Source organism: Streptomyces sp. NPDC057877 (assembly GCF_042796855.1).
In the GTDB taxonomy this organism is placed as follows: Bacteria; Actinomycetota; Actinomycetes; order Streptomycetales; family Streptomycetaceae; genus Streptomyces.
The window spans coordinates 1-18,071 of record NZ_JBHVMS010000023.1 but is presented as its reverse complement, the minus strand read 5'-3'; the positions used below and the strand labels follow the sequence as shown (position 1 = coordinate 18,071).

Here is an 18,071-nt window from a genome sequence, read left to right as displayed (position 1 = left end):
GCCCCGATAACTCGCCGATATCCGCAGACACCCGCACCACCCCCGGGAAGCACTACGCAGCAGCGTACGCCCGCAGGCTAAAACAACGGCATTGGCCCTAGTTCTCCTCGTGCGCGTCCGCCGCCTCGACCTCTTCCCGGGTCACACCCAGCAGATAGAGCACGGTGTCCAGGAACGGCACGTTCACCGCCGTGTGCGCCGCCTCGCGCACCACCGGCTTCGCGTTGAAGGCGACCCCGAGCCCGGCCGCGTTCAGCATGTCCAGGTCATTGGCGCCGTCCCCGATGGCCACCGTCTGGGCCAGCGGTACGCCCGCCTCCGCGGCGAACCGGCGCAGCAGCCGCGCCTTGCCCGCCCGGTCCACGATCTCCCCGGTGACCCGGCCCGTCAGCTTCCCGTCGACGATCTCCAGCGTGTTGGCCTGGGCGAAGTCCAGCCCCAGCCGCTCCCGCAGGTCGTCCGTGACCTGGGTGAAGCCGCCCGAGACGACCCCCACCTGGTAGCCGAGTCGTTTCAGCGTGCGGATCAGCGTGCGCGCTCCCGGCGTCAGCCGCACGTCGCTGCGCACCTTCTCCACCACCGAGGCGTCCAGCCCCTTGAGCAGCGCCACACGCGCGTGCAGCGACTGTTCGAAGTCCAGTTCCCCGCGCATCGCCGCCGCGGTCACCTCGGCGACCTCGGCCTCGCACCCGGCGTGCGCCGCGAACAGCTCGATCACCTCGTCCTGGATGAGGGTCGAGTCCACGTCCATCACGACCAGGCGCTGCGCCCGCCGGTGCAGGCCCGCCGCGACCACCGCGACATCCACGCCGAGCGCCGCCGCGTCCGTGACCAGGGTGGTGCGCAGCGGCGCGGTCTCCACCCCGGACACCGCGAACTCCACCGCCGTCACCGGGTACTTGGCGAGCCGGAAGATACGGTCGATGTTGCCGCCGACCTTGGTGATCCGCGCCGCCACCGCGGCCGTCGCCTCCGCCGTGAGCGGATGCCCGAGCACCGTGACCAGGGAACGGCCGAGCCCACGCGGCCGGTTGTCGCCATGGCCGGAGACGATCTCGGCCTGCATCCGCATCGACTCCGCCCAGCCGTGGACGGTCGCGCGCAGGTCGCCCTCCAGACCGTGGGCCGGATGCGTCACCAGAGCGCACAGCACCATCCGGCCGCGGGTGACGACCTGCTCGATGTCGACCACGTCGACGGAGTAGGCGGCGAGGGTGTCGAAGAGTCCGGCCGTGATGCCCGGCCGGTCCTTGCCGTAGATCTTGACAAGGAGGGTGGGGGCGTCAGAGGTCTGCGAAGCGCTCATGGTGATTCCACCGTATCCGGCACCCAGTGCCTTCTGCCTCCGAGGTCCGCCCAGCGGACACGGAACAGTGGGTGTCGTGCAGGTGACCCAAGCCTGACACACCGGCCACACCGGCGCGCGCCCTCACCTCCCGGGCGCGCCCGGCGGTGGCGGCGGCCCCTCCTCCGGCGAGGTCGGAGGCCGCCGCGGTGACCTCCGGGGCGGTTCGAAGGGACCGGTCATGGTCTGGGCGCCGTACACATCGCCGCTCGGCGCCTCCCTCCGTCGCGGCCGGGGAGCGTCCCGCGGCTCCCGCAACTCCTCCGGCAGCCGCAGATACGGATTGGTCGCCGGGTTGGGCGGCCGGTACGGCCTGCCGGGCGCATAGGGCCCGGCCGACGCCCCTTCGGCGCCCCCCACGGGCCCCCCGCCGCCCACGTCACCCAGTGCCAGCGGCGCCACCCGCCGCCCCGCCGCCCCGCTCGCCCGCGCCAGCAGCGCCCCGGCCGCGCCCGCCGCCGCGCCCCACACCGCGCCGAGGAGCAGCGCCATGCCGAGGTGCCCCCGCAACTCCACCGCGGCGCCGAAGGCGTCGATGCCCAGCACCGCCAACGAGGCGTCCACGGACACCTCGGTGAGCCAGGCCAGCAGCGGCAGCGTCAGCGCGGTGGCGACCCCGAGCCGCAGCGCGCACCGCCCGGCGAAACCGAGGGCGCCCCCACCCGCGCGGGCACCCCCGCCCTCCGGCGTCCCCACCGTCCCGCCCACCGGCGTCCGCACCGCCGTGAGCACCCCCGCCAGCAGCATCATCAGGGCCGCCGCCACCCCCAGCAGCCACACCCGCTCGTCCAGCTCCGCCAGCCTGCCGAGGGTCACGGGCTGGTCGCTGTCGACGAGGAGATCGTCCAGCGGGTCGGGCAGGAACCGGGTCATCGCACCGGACGCCTCCCCGTCCCACGGCACGAACAGCCCGAGCGGCACCCCGAGCCACACCCCGTTCGGCGCGCCGAGCAGCGCCGCGCCCCCGATGCGCCGGGGATGGTCGTCGCCGATCGCCGCGTACCCGGCCGCCGCGAGCCCGGCCGCCACCGCCACCAGCAGCACCGAGAGCAGCGCTGAGGCAGCGGGCCGTACCACCCGGTGCACGGCGTCCCAGCCGGGCGGCAGGGGAGTACGGCGGGAGGCCAGCAGTGCGATCAGCAGCACCCCGGCGACCCACGCGGCGCCGCCCAGCAGCGTCGGCGCCGTGTCGACGCTGAACCCGACCGCCGCCTCCGCGTCGACGAGGTCACCGACCCGGTCGGGCAGCAGCCCGCCGATGTCCCCGACGTCACCGAGCCCGGGGATCTCGAGGCCCCCCGAGCCCGCGCCGCCGGGCAGGTCGTCTAGCCCGAGCGCGCCGCCGTCGATGGTGATGACGTCGTGGCCCGCCCACGTCAGCCCGCCCAGCGTCGCGGTGAAGAGGGCGATCACCGCGCCCGCGCGCGCGAGGAGTTCGGCGGGGGAGACCACAACTCCGGCCGCCCGCAGGGATCGTAGAAAGAACCAGGACAAAAGGAGCGCGCCGGTCAGACTCACGCCCAGTGGCGTGATGTCGATGGCCGTCGTCGCCTCGGCGCCCTCCAGGCCGAAGGCGGACACGTCGCCGGACGGCGTGACCGAACCACCCGCCCCGAGCGCCACGACCGCCGCGGTCATCGGGCCGAGCGAACCGGCCGAGTCCGCCTCCAGCAGCCGCAGACCGAGCGCCGCCACCCCCGCCATCCCGATCAACGCCCAGCTCACCGAGGCGATCGCGGACAGCAGGATGTCGACCCACGGCAACCTGGAACGGTAGTGACGCTGGTCGCTCATGCAGACCCCCCGATCCGCGGCGCGGCACGGCCGCCGCGCCTGTCCCCCTCGGGTGGGATTACCACTTTCCGAGCGGGTTTCAACCCCGTCGACGGGACCAATCGAAGGGCCCGTCGACAGTCTTCACAAGGCCCGACTTTCGGTCAGGGGGCCGCTACTGAAATAGTTCCCCCCGATGTTCGACATCCCTAGACTCCCTGTGATGGGGGTAACTCGGGGGACAACTCAGTGGGGCATGGAGTGCCGGAACTCGTACTGGAATCTAATGGACGGACGTGGACGCTCGACCCGTCCAGGTCCTACACGCTCGGACGCGATCCGCAGGGAGACGTCGTGTTCGACGACGCCAGGGTCTCCTGGCGGCACGCCACGGTCAGCTTCAACGGCCGTAGTTGGGTCATCGAGGACCATGGCAGCACCAACGGCACGTTCGTGCAGGGCCAGCGGATCCATCAGCTGGAGATCGGCCCGGGCACGGCGCTGCACCTGGGCAACGCGACCGACGGGCCGCAGGTGGGCCTGTCCGGTGCCGCCGCGGCCGTCGCCCAGCCGCAGCAGCAGCCGTACGCGGCGCAGGGCGCGAACCCCGGCTGGGCCGGGCAGCAGGCGCCGCCCCAGCAGCAGCCGCAGCAGCCGCCCGCGCAGGGCTGGCAGCCGCCGCGGCAGGGCGCGCCGCAGATCCCGCAGCAGCAGGGCCTCGGTGGTGCGGCGGGGGCACCACCGGTGTACGGCGATCGCAGCCCGACCACGTTCCACCAGTTCTCGCTGGGCCGCGTGATGCGCATCGGTCGTGCGCTGGAGAACGACCTCGTGGTCTCCGACCTCCAGGTCTCCCGCAACCACGCCGAGTTCCACGCGACGCCCGACGGCCGCTTCGAGATCCGCGACCTGGGCTCGCACAACGGCACGTACGTCAACGGTCAGCCGATCGCCAAGGGCGGCGCGCAGCTGCTCGGCCCGACCGACATCGTCGGCGTCGGCCACTCGACGTTCCGGATCGTCGGCGACCGGCTCGAGGAGTTCGTCGACACCGGTGAGGTGTCCTTCTCCGCCCGCCATCTGACCGTCACGGTCGACGGCGGCAAGCAGATCCTCAAGGACGTCTCCTTCGGCGTCCCGGAGAAGTCGCTGATCGCGGTCATCGGCCCGTCCGGATCCGGCAAGTCGACCCTGCTCAAGGCGCTGACCGGCTACCGCCCGGCCAACGAGGGCGAGGTGCTGTACGACAACCGGAACCTGTACAAGCAGTTCGCCGAGCTGCGCCAGCGCATCGGCCTGGTCCCGCAGGACGACATCCTGCACAAGGAACTGACCGTCAAGAAGGCCCTGACGTACGCGGCCAAGCTGCGCTTCCCGGCGGACACCACCGCCGCCGAGCGCGCGGCCCGCATCGACGAGGTGCTGCGCGAGCTGAAGCTCGACATCCACAAAGACAAGAGGGTCACGTCCCTGTCGGGCGGCCAGCGCAAGCGTGTCTCGGTCGCGCTCGAGCTGCTCACCAAGCCGTCGCTGATCTTCCTGGACGAGCCGACGTCCGGCCTCGACCCGGGCATGGACCGCGATGTCATGCAGTTGCTGCGCGGTCTCGCCGACGACGGCCGCACCGTCCTCGTCGTCACCCACTCGGTGGCGGAGCTGGCCCTGTGCGACAAGCTCCTGGTGATGGCGCCGGGCGGCTCGGTCGCCTACTTCGGCCCGCCCGAGGAGGCGCTGAACTTCTTCGGCTACGACAGCTGGGCCGATGTCTTCTCCGCCTTCGAGAACTACCGCGACTACGACTGGGCGGGCCGCTGGAAGGGCTCGCAGCACTACCAGATGTACGCCGCTGACATCGACGCCGTCGCGCCACAGGCCGTACAGATGCCGTCGATGCAGGCGATCCGCCCGCCGAAGCCGCAGGGCTGGGGCTCGCAGCTGTGGACCCTGATCCGGCGCTACGTGTCGGTGATCGCGTCCGACAAGGGCTTCATCGCGCTGTCGGTGGCGCTGCCCGCCGTGCTCGGCGCGGTGAGCCTGCTCATCGACCCGGACAAGGGACTGCTGCCCAACGGCGCGAACGCGCAGGGCAGGATCGTCCCGAACGGCACCGCGACCACGGTGCTGCTGATCCTCGCGGTCGGCGCCTGCTTCGCCGGAGCGGCCAACTCCGTACGAGAACTGATCAAGGAACGCGTCATCTACGAACGGGAGCGCGCCACCGGCCTGTCCCGTTCCGCCTATCTGATGTCCAAGGTGATCGTGCTCGGCGCCATCACCATGCTCCAGGGCGCGCTGATCGGCGCGATCGGCTTCGTCACCCGGGAAATCCCCGAGGAGGGCCTCGTCCTCGGCGGCGCGGTGATGGTCGAGCTGTCCCTGCCGATCATGATGCTGGGCTTCGCCTCGATGATGTTCGGCCTGGTCATCTCCGCGCTGGTGAAGACGGCCGAGAAGACCATGCCGCTGCTGGTGATGTTCGCCGTCGCGCAGCTGCCCTTCACGGGCTGTCTGCTCATCCTGAACGGCGCGATCGGCGTCAACCAGCTGTCGTACCTGTTCCCGTCCCGCTGGGCGGTCGCCGCGGCCGGGGCCACGCTCGACTTCAACAAGATCTTCCCGGACCAGGACGATCCGTCGAACACGGACCCGCTGTGGGAGCACACCGTCGGCGCCTGGGGCCTGAACATGGCCGCCCTGCTGGCGCTCGCCGTGCTCTGCGGCGTCCTCGTGGCCCGCTTCCTGCGCCGCCACGAGCCGGAGGTCATGCGCAAGTAAGCAGGTCCCTCACGACGCCGAAGGGCGGCACCCCGTCAGGAGGGTGCCGCCCTTCGGCGCACGCGAGCCGAGGTCCGCGCGGCCTCAGTACGCGCCGAACACGTTGTCGATCGAGCCGTACCGGTCGGCCGCGTAGTTGGCGGCGGCGGTGATGTTGGCGACCGGGTCGTAGATGTTCCACGACGTCCCGGGCACGTGGTACGCCTGGAAGGTCGGCGGAATCACCTGGAGCAGGCCCTTCGACGGGACGCCGTTGATGGCGTTGATGTCCCAGTCGTTGATGGCCTTCGGGTTGCCCGAGGACTCGCGCAGGATGTTGCGGTGCAGACCGTGGTAGGTGCCGGGGATGTCCTTGGACTTCATGATGTCCAGGGACTCGCGGATCCAGCCGTCGAGGTTGTTGGCGTACTTCTTCACGGTGGCCTTCTTGACCCCGGCGCGCTCGGCGGCCCGGCTGGCCGCCTCCTTGGCCTGGCGGGCCAGCTCGGCCTTCTTCTTCGCCGCGGCTTCGGCTGCGGCCTTCTTCTTCGCGGCGGCCTCGACGGCCGCCTTCTTCGCGGCGGTGGCCTTGGCGGCGGCTTCGGCGGCGGCCTGCTGCCGGGCCTCGATCGCCTCCACCTTCAGGCTGGCGCTCGCGAGCTGGTCGGTGACGCTCGTCCTGACGTCCTTCACCTGCTCGGTGCCGAACACCACCGGGGCCGGGGCAGCGGCCTCGGTCGTCGTGGTCGTACCCGCGTTGCTGGGGACCGCGGAGAGGGCGACAGCGGCGGCGCCGACGACGGCGACACCGCCGACCGCGATCTTGTTGCGGGTGGTCAGGGCGAGACTTCGGCCACGGACGGAAATGTTCTTGGGCTTCAAGGGTGGACCTCTTCGAATAGCGCGGAGGTCGCTCGCGGAGCAGCGGGGACACCGGCCCGGGGGACACGGGCCCTTCCCGCACGAACGCCGCGGGCGACAACCCGCGGCGCTGAGCGACGGCAGCCATTCTTAGCGGCCGCAAAAATGCGTGGCAAAGGTGTGACGTACGATCCCGGGTAGTGGATCAGCGAACGGAAAAACGGGGCAAATTGGGCCAATGTCCCGCTAGTGAGGGGCCCCGTATCTCCTACGCGCCTTCGTACGTGACCTGCGCCCTATGTGGGGGCTCACATCGGGCGCACAGCTCTCTCACTGTCGGTTGCTCACGCAACGCTCTGCGTGAGGCCCCTCGTTGCGTCAGGAAGGGTCCGGGGCGTCCGAGGAGTGCGGGGCGTCCAGGGCGTCCAGGGCGTCCGGGAGGACGAGATGCAGGTCCCCGAACTCATGCCACAGATACCGCCCCCGCAGCGCCTCCTCGTACCCGACGCGGACCGCCGCCCGGCCCGCCACCGCCTCCAGCATCAGCAGGTGCGAGGCCTCCGGTTCGTGCAGCCCGGTCAGCAGCCCGTCCACCGCCCGCACCCCCCGCTCCGGAGTCACCACCAGGTCCGTCCACCCGGCGGCCCGCCGGACCACCCCGTCCGCCCCCGCGGCCGACTCCACCGCCCGCACCGCCGTCGTCCCCACAGCGATCACCCGTCCGTCACCCGCCCGCACGGCATTGATCAGCCGCGCCGACGCCTCCGGCACCGCGAACCGCTCCGGATACGGCGGCTCATGCGCCTCCGCCGACGCCACCCCGGTGTGCAGCGCCACCGGCGCGAACTGCACCCCCCGGCTCACCAGCTCCGCCACCAGCCGCGCCGTGAAGGGCCGCGCCGCGCTCGGCATCTCCGCGCTGCCCGCCCCATCGGCGCCGGGCAGCGCGAACACCGTCTGGTACGCCGACAGCGGCTGGTCCCGCGCGGTGTAGGAGTACCGGATCGGCCGCCCGTGCGCCCGCAGCACCCCGAGCACGTCCGGCACGGACACCCGCGCCCACCACAACCGGTCCCCCCGCGCACTCAGCGGCTCCTCCAGCACCAGCCGCACGCCCCCGGGCAACCCCACCTCCACCCCCGCGGGCCCACCCGCACGCGCGCGTGTGGTGCCCCTGCCGTCCGGATCCCGCAGCTCGACCGCCCACCGCCCGTCGTCCCCACGGGTGGAGAAGTGCACCACCACGCGCGCGTACCCGATCCGCCCGTCCACCGCCGCGGCCAGCGTGGCCGAGGTGTTCACCACCAGCAGGTCCCCGGCCCGCAGCAGCCGCGGCAGCTCCCGGAACGTGTGATGCGACACCGCCGTCCCCCGGGACACCAGCAGCCGTACGGCGTCCCGGTCCAGCCCCGTCCCGCGCTGCTCGGCCGGGACCCGCGCCGACAACTCCTCCGGCACCCGGACGGCCAGCGTCATCGAGCCCCCTCCAGCAGCGCCGGCGCGCGGTACCGGCCGCTCGCCGGACGCTCGTCCAGCAGCCGCAGGAAGCCCGGCACCACACTCGCCGGGTCGGGCCGCGGACCGTCGTCGTCCGGTACGGCCGCCGCGTACAGGTCGGTGGCCATGTCCCCGGGGTCCACCGCCCACACCCGCAGCCCCGGCTCCTCCACCCCGAGCACCGCCGCCAACTGGTCCAGCGCCGCCTTCGACGCGCCGTAGCCGCCCCACGTCCCGTACGCCTCCGCCGCCGCGTCCGAGCTGACCGCGACCACCGCCCCGGACCCCGACCGGCGCAGCAGCGGCAGCGCCTCCTGGACCAGCCCCAGCGCCGCCACCACGTTCACCTCCAGCGCCCGCCGCAGCCCTTCCAGCGGCAGCCCGGCCAGCGGCACCAGCGGCTCGGCCCCCAGCGCGCTGGCGTTGTGCACCAGCAGATCGGCCCCGCCCAGCTCCCTGGCCGCCGCCAGCAGCCAGGACCGGTGCGCCGCGTCCGTCACATCGCCGGGCACCGCCTCCACGCGCACGCCGTACTCCGTGAGCGCCGCCGCCGTCTCCTTGAGCGCCCCCGCGCCCCTGGCGTCCAGCGCCAGATCCCAGCCCCGCGCGGCCAGCGCCTCGGCCAGCGCCCGCCCCAGCCCCTTCGAGGCCCCCGTGATGATCGCTACCGGCATGACAGTCCCTCCAGCACCCGGCGCCGTCCCGTCGACGTGCCGCGTGCTCCTCAACCTAGGAACCGCCCCCTCCACCCCACCTCGGTCGCGGGCCCCAACCCACCAGGACCCTTCTGCCTACGCCGCAGGTCCGGGACCCACGCCCTAGTCCCCCCGGCCTAGGCACCCGCCGTCCCCGGCCCGATCCGCGCTGTCACACCCCGCCGGTACCGTGAGGACATGAGTCAAGGCCCCCGGTCCGGCCTGGCGGCGATCAGTTCCGCGCTGCTGGCCATGAGCAGGCACCTGGAGGTGCACGACGTCCTGAAGACGATCGTCGCCTCGGCCCGCGAGCTGCTCGACGCCCAGTACGCCGCCCTCGGCGTCCCCGACGACCACGGCGGCTTCGCCCAGTTCGTCGTCGACGGCGTCAGCGACGAGCAGTGGAAGGCCATCGGCCCGCTCCCGCGCCAGCACGGCATCCTCGCCGCGATGCTCCACGAGGCCCGGCCCGAGCGGCTCGCCGACGTCCGCAAGGACCCCCGCTTCGAGGGCTGGCCCGCCGCCCACCCCGAGCTGGCCGACTTCATCGGCCTGCCCATCCGCGACGGCGACGAGATCATCGGTGCGCTCTACCTCGCCAACAAGAACTGCGCCAAACCGGACGGCGGCTGCGGCTTCACCCAGGACGACGAGGAACTGCTCGCCATCCTCGCCCAGCACGCCGCCATCGCCCTGACCAACGCCCGCCTCTACGAGCGCAGCCGCGAGCTGACCATCGCCGAGGAACGCTCCCGCCTCGCCCACGAACTGCACGACGCCGTCAGCCAGAAACTCTTCTCACTGCGCCTCACCGCCCAGGCCGCCGCCCGCCTCGTCGACCGCGACCCGGCCCGCGCCAAGGGCGAGCTGCACCAGGTCGCCACCCTCGCCGCCGAAGCGGCCGACGAACTGCGCGCCGCCGTCGTGGAGTTGCGCCCCGCCGCCCTCGACGAGGACGGCCTCGTCGCCACCCTCCGCACCCAGACCCAGGTCCTGGACCGCGCCCACAACGCCCGCGTGACCTTCACCGCCCGCGGCGTGCGCGCCCTGCCCGCCGCCCAGGAGGAGGCCGTCCTGCGCGTCGCCCAGGAAGCCCTGCACAACGCCCTGCGGCACTCCGGCGCCGCACACGTCGACGTGACCCTGGGACGGCACGGCAGCGGAGCCGTCCTGCGCGTCACCGACGACGGCGGCGGCTTCGACACCCAGGCCGTCCGGCACGCCGGACGCCATCTGGGCCTGGTCTCCATGCGGGACCGGGCGAGCGGTGTCGGCGGCAGGCTGACCGTGGAATCGGCGCCCGGAAAGGGCACCACGATCGAGATGGAGGTCCCCGGTGGCTGATCCGATCAAGGTCCTGCTCGTCGACGACCATCAGGTGGTCCGCCGGGGCCTGCGCACCTTCCTCGAAGTGCAGGACGACATCGAGGTCGTCGGCGAGGCCGCCGACGGCTCCGAGGGAGTCGACCTCGCCGAGCAACTGCGTCCCGACGTCGTCCTGATGGACATCAAGATGCCGGGCATGGACGGCGTCGAGGCGCTGCGCAAGCTCCGCGAACTCGACAACACCGCGCGCGTGCTCATCGTCACCAGCTTCACCGAGCAGCGCACGGTCGTCCCGGCCCTGCGCGCGGGCGCCGCGGGCTACGTCTACAAGGACGTGGACCCCGACGCCCTCGCCGGAGCCATCCGCTCCGTGCACGCCGGTCACATCCTGCTCCAGCCGGAGGTGGCCACCGCCCTGCTCTCCCAGGAGGAGGCGGGCACCGGCCAGGGCCGGGGCGGCACCCTCACCGACCGCGAGCGCGAGGTGCTCGGCCTGATAGCCGACGGCCGCTCCAACCGCGAGATCGCCCGCGCCCTCGTCCTGTCCGAGAAGACGGTCAAGACCCACGTCTCCAACATCCTGATGAAGCTGGACCTCGCCGACCGCACCCAGGCGGCCCTGTGGGCCGTACGCCACGGAGTGACAGGCTGACAAGAGGCCCTTACGGCAATACGGAGGGTTCCGCTCCGGACTGAGATTCATACCGTCGTGGGAATGTCCCCCGGATGGCGCATCCTTCGTCACGCTCCGCCGTTCTCCAGTGCGTGCCGCGGCGCCCCGCCGCGGCGATCGCACAGGAGGGCTCAAGAAGCGTGAAGAACCTGAAGAAGGCAGCGGCCGTGACGATGGTGGCCGGTGGCCTGGTGGCCGCGGGCGCAGGCATGGCCTCCGCCACCGACGGCTCGATGGCCCACGGCAAGGCCGAAGGCTCGCCGGGCGTCCTCTCGGGCAACGTCACCCAGGCCCCGGTGCACATCCCGGTGAACGCGGTCGGCAACAGCATCAACGTCGTCGGCATCCTGAACCCGGCCTTCGGCAACCTCGGCGTCAACCGCTGACCCGACGCACCCAGACCTCCGGTTGTCGGGCCCGGTGCCCATCAGCCCGTCCGGCGTCCGAGGCCGACCCGGGGGTCTGGGGGCGGTCCCCCCAGCACCTCACCCACCGGCGAGGCGCAGCCTCACAACCCCCGCTCCCGCTCCTCCACAGCGGAGTTGTACGCCGCGACCTGCGCCCGCCGAGCCGTCCGTTCCACCGGCCGCAAGGCCTGCGCCCGTGCCGCCATCTCGGACGCGCTCACCGCACCCCCGTGCCCGTTCGCATACGCCACGGAGATCAGCACCCCCACCCGCTGCGCCAGCTCCAGCACCCGCACCGCCCGCCCCGGATACCCCGGCGCCAGCACCTCCCGCCCCCGCTCGGCCCGCGCCCGGTACGCGTCGATCGCCGCCTCCGCCACCGGCCCCGACGCCGCCACGTCCAGCCGCGACAACACCTCGGTCGCGTCCCGCAGCGCCTCCGCCAGCTCCCGCTCCGCCTCACCCAGGGACGGCACATCCGCGGGCGGCGCCTCCCGCACCGCCAGACAGTGCCAGAGCACCTCGGCGTGCACATCACCCGCGGGCCCGGCCTCGGACACCTCCGGCACCAACCCGAACCCGGCGCCGTAGCAGATCACCGCCTCCTCGGCGTCCAGCGCCCGCGCGTTGAACTCCGGCGGCCCGCTCAGCCCCAGCGGATGCCCCGGCGCGGGCAGCGCGACCCGCAGCCCGTTCACCCGGAGCGCCCGCAGCCGCCCCAGCGCCAGCGTGAGCCCCACCGGCCCGGACTCGCCCGGCAACCCCTCCACCCGGTGCACCGCGTCCTCACCGACGATGGCGAGCACGGCGTCATCCGGCGAGACAAGTCCGGCAAGCAGGGCGTTTCCCCAAGCGGCGAGGCGTCCAGAACGTGGTTCAGAGAGCATGTCCCCAGCCTAAGTACCGGACCGATGGAATGGAGCGGGCGACCGGTGGCGTAGATTTCCTTGAGGGCTGCGCCCACCGGCGCGGCGGACCGAGCCACAGGCGAACGCGACAGCCGAGACCGGCCACACTGCAAGGGGAGACAACGCGCTCATGAGCGATGTTCTGGAGCTTCAGGACGTATCCGTGGTCCGCGAGGGCCGGGCTCTGGTGGACCAGGTCTCCTGGTCGGTCAAGGAAGGCGAGCGCTGGGTCATCCTCGGCCCGAACGGCGCTGGCAAGACCACCCTCCTCAACGTCGCGTCCAGCTACCTCTACCCGAGCAAGGGCACCGCCACCATCCTCGGCGAGACCCTCGGCAAGCCCGGCACCGACGTCTTCGAGCTGCGCCCCCGCATCGGCGTGGCGGGCATCGCCATGTCCGAGAAGCTCCCCAAGGGCCAGACCGTCCTCCAGACCGTGCTGACCGCGGCGTACGGCATGACCGCCGCCTGGCAGGAGGAGTACGAGGAGGTCGACGAGCAGCGCGCCCGCGCCTTCCTCGACCGGCTCGGCATGTCCGACTACCTCGACCGTAAGTTCGGCACCCTCTCCGAGGGCGAGCGCAAGCGCACCCTCATCGCCCGCGCCCTGATGACCGACCCCGAGCTGCTGCTCCTCGACGAGCCCGCCGCGGGCCTCGACCTCGGCGGCCGCGAGGACCTCGTACGCCGTCTCGGCCGCCTCGCCCGCGACCCGATCGCCCCCTCGATGCTGATGGTCACCCACCATGTCGAGGAGATCGCCCCCGGCTTCACCCACGTCCTGATGATCCGCCAGGGCAAGGTCCTCGCCGCGGGCCCGCTGGAGCTGGAACTGACCTCCCGCAACCTCTCCCTGTGCTTCGGACTCCCGCTCGTCGTCGAGCAGGTCGGCGACCGCTGGACCGCCCAGGGCCTGCCGCTGTCCTGACCCTCCGAGGCACAACTCCCCTTCGACTCGCGGCACGAGCAGCCGTACACCCCCCTTGCGCCCTGTCCGCACGGCACCCGTGGTCCTACCATGACCATGTGGACATCGACGCGTGGGTGTGGTGGCTGGTCGGCGCGACAGGGCTCGGCATCGGGCTCGTGATCACCGCGATGCCCGAACTCGGCATGCTGGCGGTGGGCGCTGTCGCCGCGTCCGTGACCGCGGGCATCTTCGGCGGCGACGCCGTCTTCCAGGTCCTGGTCTTCGTCATCATCTCCACGGCACTCATCGCCGTCGTACGCCCCATCGCCAACCGGCACCGCGTCCAACGCCCGCAATTCGCCAGCGGGGTCGACGCCCTGAAGGGCAGACAGGCCGTCGTCCTGGAACGCGTGGACGGTTCCGGCGGCCGCATCAAGCTCGCCGGTGAGGTCTGGTCCGCGCGCGCCCTCGACACCGCCCGTACCTTCGAAGTGGGCGAGGAAGTGGACGTCGTGGAGATCGAAGGCGCAACGGCAATCGTCATGTGACCCGAAGATCCCCCACGGCACACGACGGTCTGTCAGACTCGACCAGCAAGATCTTCAACAACCACAAGATCTGCAACCATAGGTCTGCCGAGAGCGCCGAGGCGGAGAAGGGTACGGGGAGCCGACGATGGAACCGGTCATCATCGTCTTGATCATCCTGGTGGTGTTGGTCTTCATCGCCCTGATCAAGACGATCCAAGTCATCCCACAGGCCAGCGCCGCCATCGTCGAGCGCTTCGGCCGCTACACGCGGACGCTGAACGCGGGCCTCAACATCGTCGTCCCGTTCATCGACACCATCCGCAACCGCATCGACCTGCGCGAACAGGTCGTGCCCTTCCCGCCGCAGCCGGTGATCACCCAGGACAACCTGGTCGTGAACATCGACACCGTCATCTACTACCAGGTCACCGACGCCCGCGCCGCGACCTACGAGGTGGCCAGCTACATCCAGGCGATCGAACAGCTCACGGTCACCACCCTCCGCAACATCATCGGCGGCATGGACCTCGAGCGCACCCTCACCTCCCGCGAGGAGATCAACGCGGCCCTGCGCGGCGTCCTCGACGAGGCCACCGGCAAGTGGGGCATCCGCGTCAACCGCGTCGAGCTGAAGGCCATCGAACCGCCCACCTCCATCCAGGACTCGATGGAGAAGCAGATGCGCGCCGACCGCGACAAGCGCGCCGCGATCCTCCAGGCCGAGGGTGTCCGCCAGTCCGAGATCCTGCGCGCCGAGGGCGAGAAGCAGTCCCAGATCCTGCGCGCCGAGGGTGAGGCCAAGGCCGCCGCCCTGCGCGCGGAAGGCGAGGCCCAGGCCGTCCGCACCGTCTTCGAGGCCATCCACGCGGGCGACCCGGACCAGAAGCTCCTCAGCTACCAGTACCTGCAGATGCTCCCCAAGATCGCTGAGGGCGACGCCAACAAGCTCTGGATCGTCCCCAGCGAAATCGGCGACGCCCTCAAGGGCCTCTCCGGCGCGATGGGCAACTTCGCCCCGAACAACGGCGGTTCGGCCCCCAAGGTCCCCGGCCAGGGCACGGAACGCCGGGAGAAGCCGTCCATCGACTAGAAGCAGACGCCAGCACCCCGTGCCCGAAGGGGCGCGGGGAACTGCGCGACAAGCCACAACGAACCCGCACACAAGGAACGACCCGGCCCCCGGCGAGGGCTACGCGGCCGACCGCCCCAACCACTCGGGCAGCGCCGCCAGATCCTCCGAGGCAAGCGCCAGCAACATCGCATCCGCGGGAGTCGGCTCGAACGGCTCCCGAAGCAACGGCATCCCCGCCTGCTCCGGCGTCCGGTCGGCCTTGCGGTGATTGTCCTCCGCGCACGAGGCCACCGTGTTCAGCCAGGTGTCCTGCCCGCCGTGCGACCGCGGCACCACGTGGTCCACGGTCGTCGCCCTGCGCCCGCAGTACGCGCACCTGTGCCGGTCCCGCACCAGCACACCCCGCCTCGACCACGGCGCTCGTCTTCGGAACGGCACCCGTACATACCTGCACAACCTGATCACCCGGGGCGCCGGTATGTCGACCTCGGCTCCACGCATGCGCAGTTCGGGGTGGGCCTGCTCGACGACGGCCTTGTCCTGAAGCACCAGAACGACGGCTCGGTTCAGCGTCACCGTCGACAACGGCTCAAAGCTCGCGTTCAGTACCAGCGTGTCCCGCATACCAGCCCACCTCCCGTGCGCACCGGCCCACCCCCTGGCGGGCTGGGATCAACTCTGGCCGGGCACGCCGAGATGGACAACGCAATATCCGCTGCTCTCACGGGGGGTGTCCCCCGCGACCCCCGGCAACAAAAATGCCCGCCCCTGATCACTTCCAAGACCAGAGGCGGGCAAACGTTCGGTGAACCCTCGGGACCGCTCAGCCCTCGGCGGGCACCTCGTACTCACCGATCAGCTGGGCGCGCGCCAGCGCGTGGAACCGCAGATTGAAGCCGACGAAGGCGGGACTGGCGTCCGCGTCCGGCCCCAGCTTCTCCTGGTCCACCGCGTACACGGTGAAGACGTACCGGTGCGGCCCGTCACCCGCGGGCGGCGCGGCGCCCCCGAAGTCCCGGGACCCGTAGTCGTTACGAGCCTGTACGGCGCCCTCCGGCAGCCCCTCGAACTTCCCGCTGCCCGCCCCCGCGGGCAACTCCGTCACCGAGGCCGGGATGTCGAACACCACCCAGTGCCAGAACCCGCTGCCCGTAGGGGCGTCCGGGTCGTAGCAGGTCACCGCGAAGCTCTTGGTCTCCGGCGGGAAGCCCTCCCACCGCAGGTGCGGTGAGGTGTTACCGGCCGCGTAGACCTGAGCGTCCTTGAGGGCCGCACCCTCCTCGACATCCTCACTCACGACCGTGAACGACGGCACGGGCGGATGGAAGTCATGGGGGAGTGGCCGCCTCTTCAGCTCGGTCACGTCGGTACCTCCTGATCGGTTCGTTCCGTGGCTTCCGAGCCTAGAACCAGTTCCGCTTGGAGCCGACCTCGGACAGCCACTGGTTCAGATACGCCGTCCAGTCGGTCGACTGGTAGTCGTGCAGCCCGACCTGGAACGAGCGGAAGGTGTCACTGCCCTCGCTGAACAGCCCCGGCTTCTTGTCCATCTCCAGTACGACGTCCATGGCCTGCTCATCGGCCACGAAGCTCAACTCGACCTGGTTCAGCCCCCGGTACTGCTGCGGCGGCAGGAACTCGATCTCCTGGTAGAACGGCAGCTTCTGGCGCGTACCCCGGATGTGACCGCGCTCCATGTCCGCGTTCTTGAACCGGAAGCCCAGCTGGATGAACGCGTCCAGGATCGCCTTCTGCGCGGGCAGCGGATGCACGTTCACCGGGTCCAGGTCGGAGGAGTCGACGGCCCGCGCGATCGCCAGCTCCGTCGTCACACCGATGTCCATCCCGCGCAGCGTCTGACCGTCGATCGTCGTGATCGGCGTCTCCCACGGGATCTCAAGACCGAACGGCACCGCGTGCACGGCACCCGCCTCGAGCTCGAAGGCCCCACCCAGCCGCACCTTCGTGAACTCGATGTCCTGCTTGTACTCGGTGTCCTGACCCTCGACCTCGACCTTGGCCTGAAGCCCGACCGAGAGCCCCTCGATCTGCTGGTTCACGGACCCGCCCTGGATCCGCACCTCGCCCTGGACCACACCACCCGGCACCACGTTGACCTCGGTGAGCACCGTCTCGACCGAGGCCCCACCGGCCCCCAGACTCGCGAGCAGCTTCTTGAACGCCATGTCTCTCCCTCTCCAGAGTCCCTTGATCCCTACAAACGCGATCCGGCCGTGCCCGGTTCCGCGCCCTCACCCTGGCAAGGCGGACGCCCGCTGACCACCCCGTAATGCCACCCGACTCCACTACCCTCGGACGGCATGATCGCGACCCCCGACCGTACGCCCCTCCCCAGGACGTTCTTCGACCGGCCCGTACTGGACGTCGCCCCCGACCTCCTCGGCCGCGTCCTGGTCCGCAGCACCCCGGACGGTCCGATCGCCCTGCGCCTGACAGAGGTCGAGGCCTACGACGGCCAGAACGACCCGGGCTCCCACGCCTATCGCGGCCGCACGCCCCGCAACGACGTGATGTTCGGTCCCCCCGGTCATGTGTACGTCTACTTCACCTACGGCATGTGGCACTGCATGAACCTGGTGTGCGGCCCCGAGGGCACCGCGAGCGCCGTCCTCCTGCGTGCGGGCGAGATCGTGGAAGGCGCCGAGCTGGCCCACACCCGCCGACTCTCGGCCCGCAATGACAAGGAACTGGCCAAGGGCCCGGCCCGCCTGGCCACGGCCCTCGACGTGGACCGCGCCCTCGACGGTGAGGACGCCTGCGCGGGCCCGGACGCTGTCTTCAGCGTCCTCTCCGGCACCCCCGTCCCCTCCGACCAGGTGCACAACGGCCCCCGGACCGGCGTGGCCGGTGACGGCGGTGTCCACCCCTGGCGGTTCTGGATCGTCAACGACCCGACAGTGAGCCCGTACCGCGCCCACGTCCCCCGCCGCCGCCGAACTTGACGCGCCCCTTGCAGGTCCGTAATGTAGCCCGAGCCGCTGGAACGGGTACTGCCTCTGACAGCAGCCGGAAGCGGCCAACCCACTACCTACGTCACCCCCTCCGCGGGGCGAATTCGTCGTGCCCGCACGTCTGAATTCGGCAAGCGCGGAACTCGATTATGAGTTGCCGGGGGAATCGGCTAACGTAGTGAATGTCGAAAGGCCGCCGGGCGAAAGCCCCAAAGCCCAAGACGAACCCCGCTGACTGGGGGTCAGGTCGAGGAAAGGATCTGATAGAGTCGGAAACGCAAGACCGAAGGGAAGCGCCCGGAGGAAAGCCCGAGAGGGTGAGTACAAAGGAAGCGGCCGTTCCTTGAG

General features: G+C 71.2%; 17 protein-coding genes. 8 read left to right on the top strand and 9 right to left on the bottom strand.

What is annotated here, in order from left to right; genetic code table 11:
- Nucleotides 1-97 precede the first annotated feature (97 nt).
- Nucleotides 98-1,306 carry a phosphoserine phosphatase SerB gene (gene serB, locus ACFVQG_RS38545; RefSeq protein WP_383393377.1) on the bottom strand — a complete coding sequence of 403 codons (1,209 nt, stop codon included), beginning with the start codon at nt 1,304-1,306 and terminating at the stop codon, nt 98-100.
- A 123-nt stretch (nt 1,307-1,429) separates the two neighbouring features.
- Nucleotides 1,430-3,139, bottom strand: a complete 1,710-nt coding sequence (locus ACFVQG_RS38540; protein WP_383393374.1) for a streptophobe family protein — start codon at nt 3,137-3,139, stop codon at nt 1,430-1,432.
- 228 nt (nt 3,140-3,367) lie between these two features.
- Between ACFVQG_RS38540 and ACFVQG_RS38535 the strand changes: the two genes are divergently transcribed.
- Nucleotides 3,368-5,893, top strand: coding sequence for an FHA domain-containing protein (locus tag ACFVQG_RS38535; protein WP_383393371.1), 2,526 nt, complete (start codon nt 3,368-3,370; stop codon nt 5,891-5,893).
- Nucleotides 5,894-5,977: 84 nt separating this feature from the next.
- On the opposite strand, the gene ACFVQG_RS38530 is transcribed toward ACFVQG_RS38535, so the two are convergent.
- The 3 genes from ACFVQG_RS38530 to ACFVQG_RS38520 all read right to left on the bottom strand — a co-directional run bounded on the left by ACFVQG_RS38530 (nt 5,978) and on the right by ACFVQG_RS38520 (nt 8,904).
- Entirely contained in the window at nt 5,978-6,754 is a 777-nt protein-coding gene (locus ACFVQG_RS38530; protein ID WP_383393368.1) for a transglycosylase SLT domain-containing protein, read from the bottom strand.
- Nucleotides 6,755-7,111: 357 nt separating this feature from the next.
- A complete protein-coding gene (locus ACFVQG_RS38525) occupies nt 7,112-8,209 on the bottom strand; it encodes an S-adenosylmethionine:tRNA ribosyltransferase-isomerase (RefSeq protein ID WP_383393365.1) in 1,098 nt (365 codons plus the stop codon).
- Nucleotides 8,206-8,904, bottom strand: a complete 699-nt coding sequence (locus ACFVQG_RS38520; RefSeq protein ID WP_383393364.1) for an SDR family NAD(P)-dependent oxidoreductase — start codon at nt 8,902-8,904, stop codon at nt 8,206-8,208. The genes ACFVQG_RS38525 and ACFVQG_RS38520 overlap by 4 nt, the downstream gene beginning before the upstream one ends.
- Before the next feature lie 219 nt (nt 8,905-9,123).
- On the opposite strand from ACFVQG_RS38520, the gene ACFVQG_RS38515 reads away from it, so the two are divergent.
- The 3 genes from ACFVQG_RS38515 to chpE all read left to right on the top strand — a co-directional run bounded on the left by ACFVQG_RS38515 (nt 9,124) and on the right by chpE (nt 11,310).
- Nucleotides 9,124-10,269, top strand: coding sequence for a GAF domain-containing sensor histidine kinase (locus ACFVQG_RS38515; RefSeq protein ID WP_383393361.1), 1,146 nt, complete (start codon nt 9,124-9,126; stop codon nt 10,267-10,269).
- Nucleotides 10,262-10,903, top strand: coding sequence for a response regulator (locus tag ACFVQG_RS38510; RefSeq protein ID WP_383393359.1), 642 nt, complete (start codon nt 10,262-10,264; stop codon nt 10,901-10,903). Before ACFVQG_RS38515 ends, ACFVQG_RS38510 begins: the two co-directional genes overlap by 8 nt.
- Nucleotides 10,904-11,064: 161 nt before the next feature.
- Nucleotides 11,065-11,310, top strand: coding sequence for a chaplin ChpE (chpE, locus tag ACFVQG_RS38505; RefSeq protein ID WP_383393356.1), 246 nt, complete (start codon nt 11,065-11,067; stop codon nt 11,308-11,310).
- Nucleotides 11,311-11,432: 122 nt separating this feature from the next.
- On the opposite strand, the gene ACFVQG_RS38500 is transcribed toward chpE, so the two are convergent.
- Nucleotides 11,433-12,218, bottom strand: coding sequence for a hypothetical protein (locus ACFVQG_RS38500; protein WP_383393353.1), 786 nt, complete (start codon nt 12,216-12,218; stop codon nt 11,433-11,435).
- Nucleotides 12,219-12,369: 151 nt separating this feature from the next.
- Between ACFVQG_RS38500 and ACFVQG_RS38495 the strand changes: the two genes are divergently transcribed.
- From ACFVQG_RS38495 to ACFVQG_RS38485, 3 genes are all read left to right on the top strand, one after another.
- The gene (locus ACFVQG_RS38495; protein ID WP_383393350.1) at nt 12,370-13,167 is read left to right on the top strand and encodes an ABC transporter ATP-binding protein; all 798 of its coding nucleotides are present in this window, start codon (nt 12,370-12,372) and stop codon (nt 13,165-13,167) included.
- A gap of 98 nt (nt 13,168-13,265) precedes the next feature.
- Complete coding sequence (locus ACFVQG_RS38490; RefSeq protein WP_383393344.1) at nt 13,266-13,697, top strand: NfeD family protein; 432 nt, start codon at nt 13,266-13,268, stop codon at nt 13,695-13,697.
- A 127-nt stretch (nt 13,698-13,824) separates the two neighbouring features.
- The gene (locus ACFVQG_RS38485) at nt 13,825-14,769 is read left to right on the top strand and encodes an SPFH domain-containing protein (protein ID WP_383393341.1); all 945 of its coding nucleotides are present in this window, start codon (nt 13,825-13,827) and stop codon (nt 14,767-14,769) included.
- 99 nt (nt 14,770-14,868) lie between these two features.
- Here ACFVQG_RS38485 and ACFVQG_RS38480 read toward each other — a convergent pair whose 3' ends face one another.
- The 3 genes from ACFVQG_RS38480 to ACFVQG_RS38470 all read right to left on the bottom strand — a co-directional run bounded on the left by ACFVQG_RS38480 (nt 14,869) and on the right by ACFVQG_RS38470 (nt 16,937).
- A complete protein-coding gene (locus tag ACFVQG_RS38480; RefSeq protein WP_383393339.1) occupies nt 14,869-15,375 on the bottom strand; it encodes an HNH endonuclease in 507 nt (168 codons plus the stop codon).
- A gap of 199 nt (nt 15,376-15,574) precedes the next feature.
- Nucleotides 15,575-16,114, bottom strand: coding sequence for a YbhB/YbcL family Raf kinase inhibitor-like protein (locus ACFVQG_RS38475; RefSeq protein ID WP_383393336.1), 540 nt, complete (start codon nt 16,112-16,114; stop codon nt 15,575-15,577).
- 40 nt (nt 16,115-16,154) lie between these two features.
- Nucleotides 16,155-16,937, bottom strand: a complete 783-nt coding sequence (locus tag ACFVQG_RS38470; RefSeq protein ID WP_383393333.1) for a sporulation protein — start codon at nt 16,935-16,937, stop codon at nt 16,155-16,157.
- A 135-nt stretch (nt 16,938-17,072) separates the two neighbouring features.
- Here ACFVQG_RS38470 and ACFVQG_RS38465 point away from each other — a divergent pair, with 135 nt between their 5' ends.
- Nucleotides 17,073-17,714 carry a DNA-3-methyladenine glycosylase gene (locus ACFVQG_RS38465; RefSeq protein ID WP_383393330.1) on the top strand — a complete coding sequence of 214 codons (642 nt, stop codon included), beginning with the start codon at nt 17,073-17,075 and terminating at the stop codon, nt 17,712-17,714.
- The last annotated feature ends 357 nt before the right edge of the window (nt 17,715-18,071 follow it).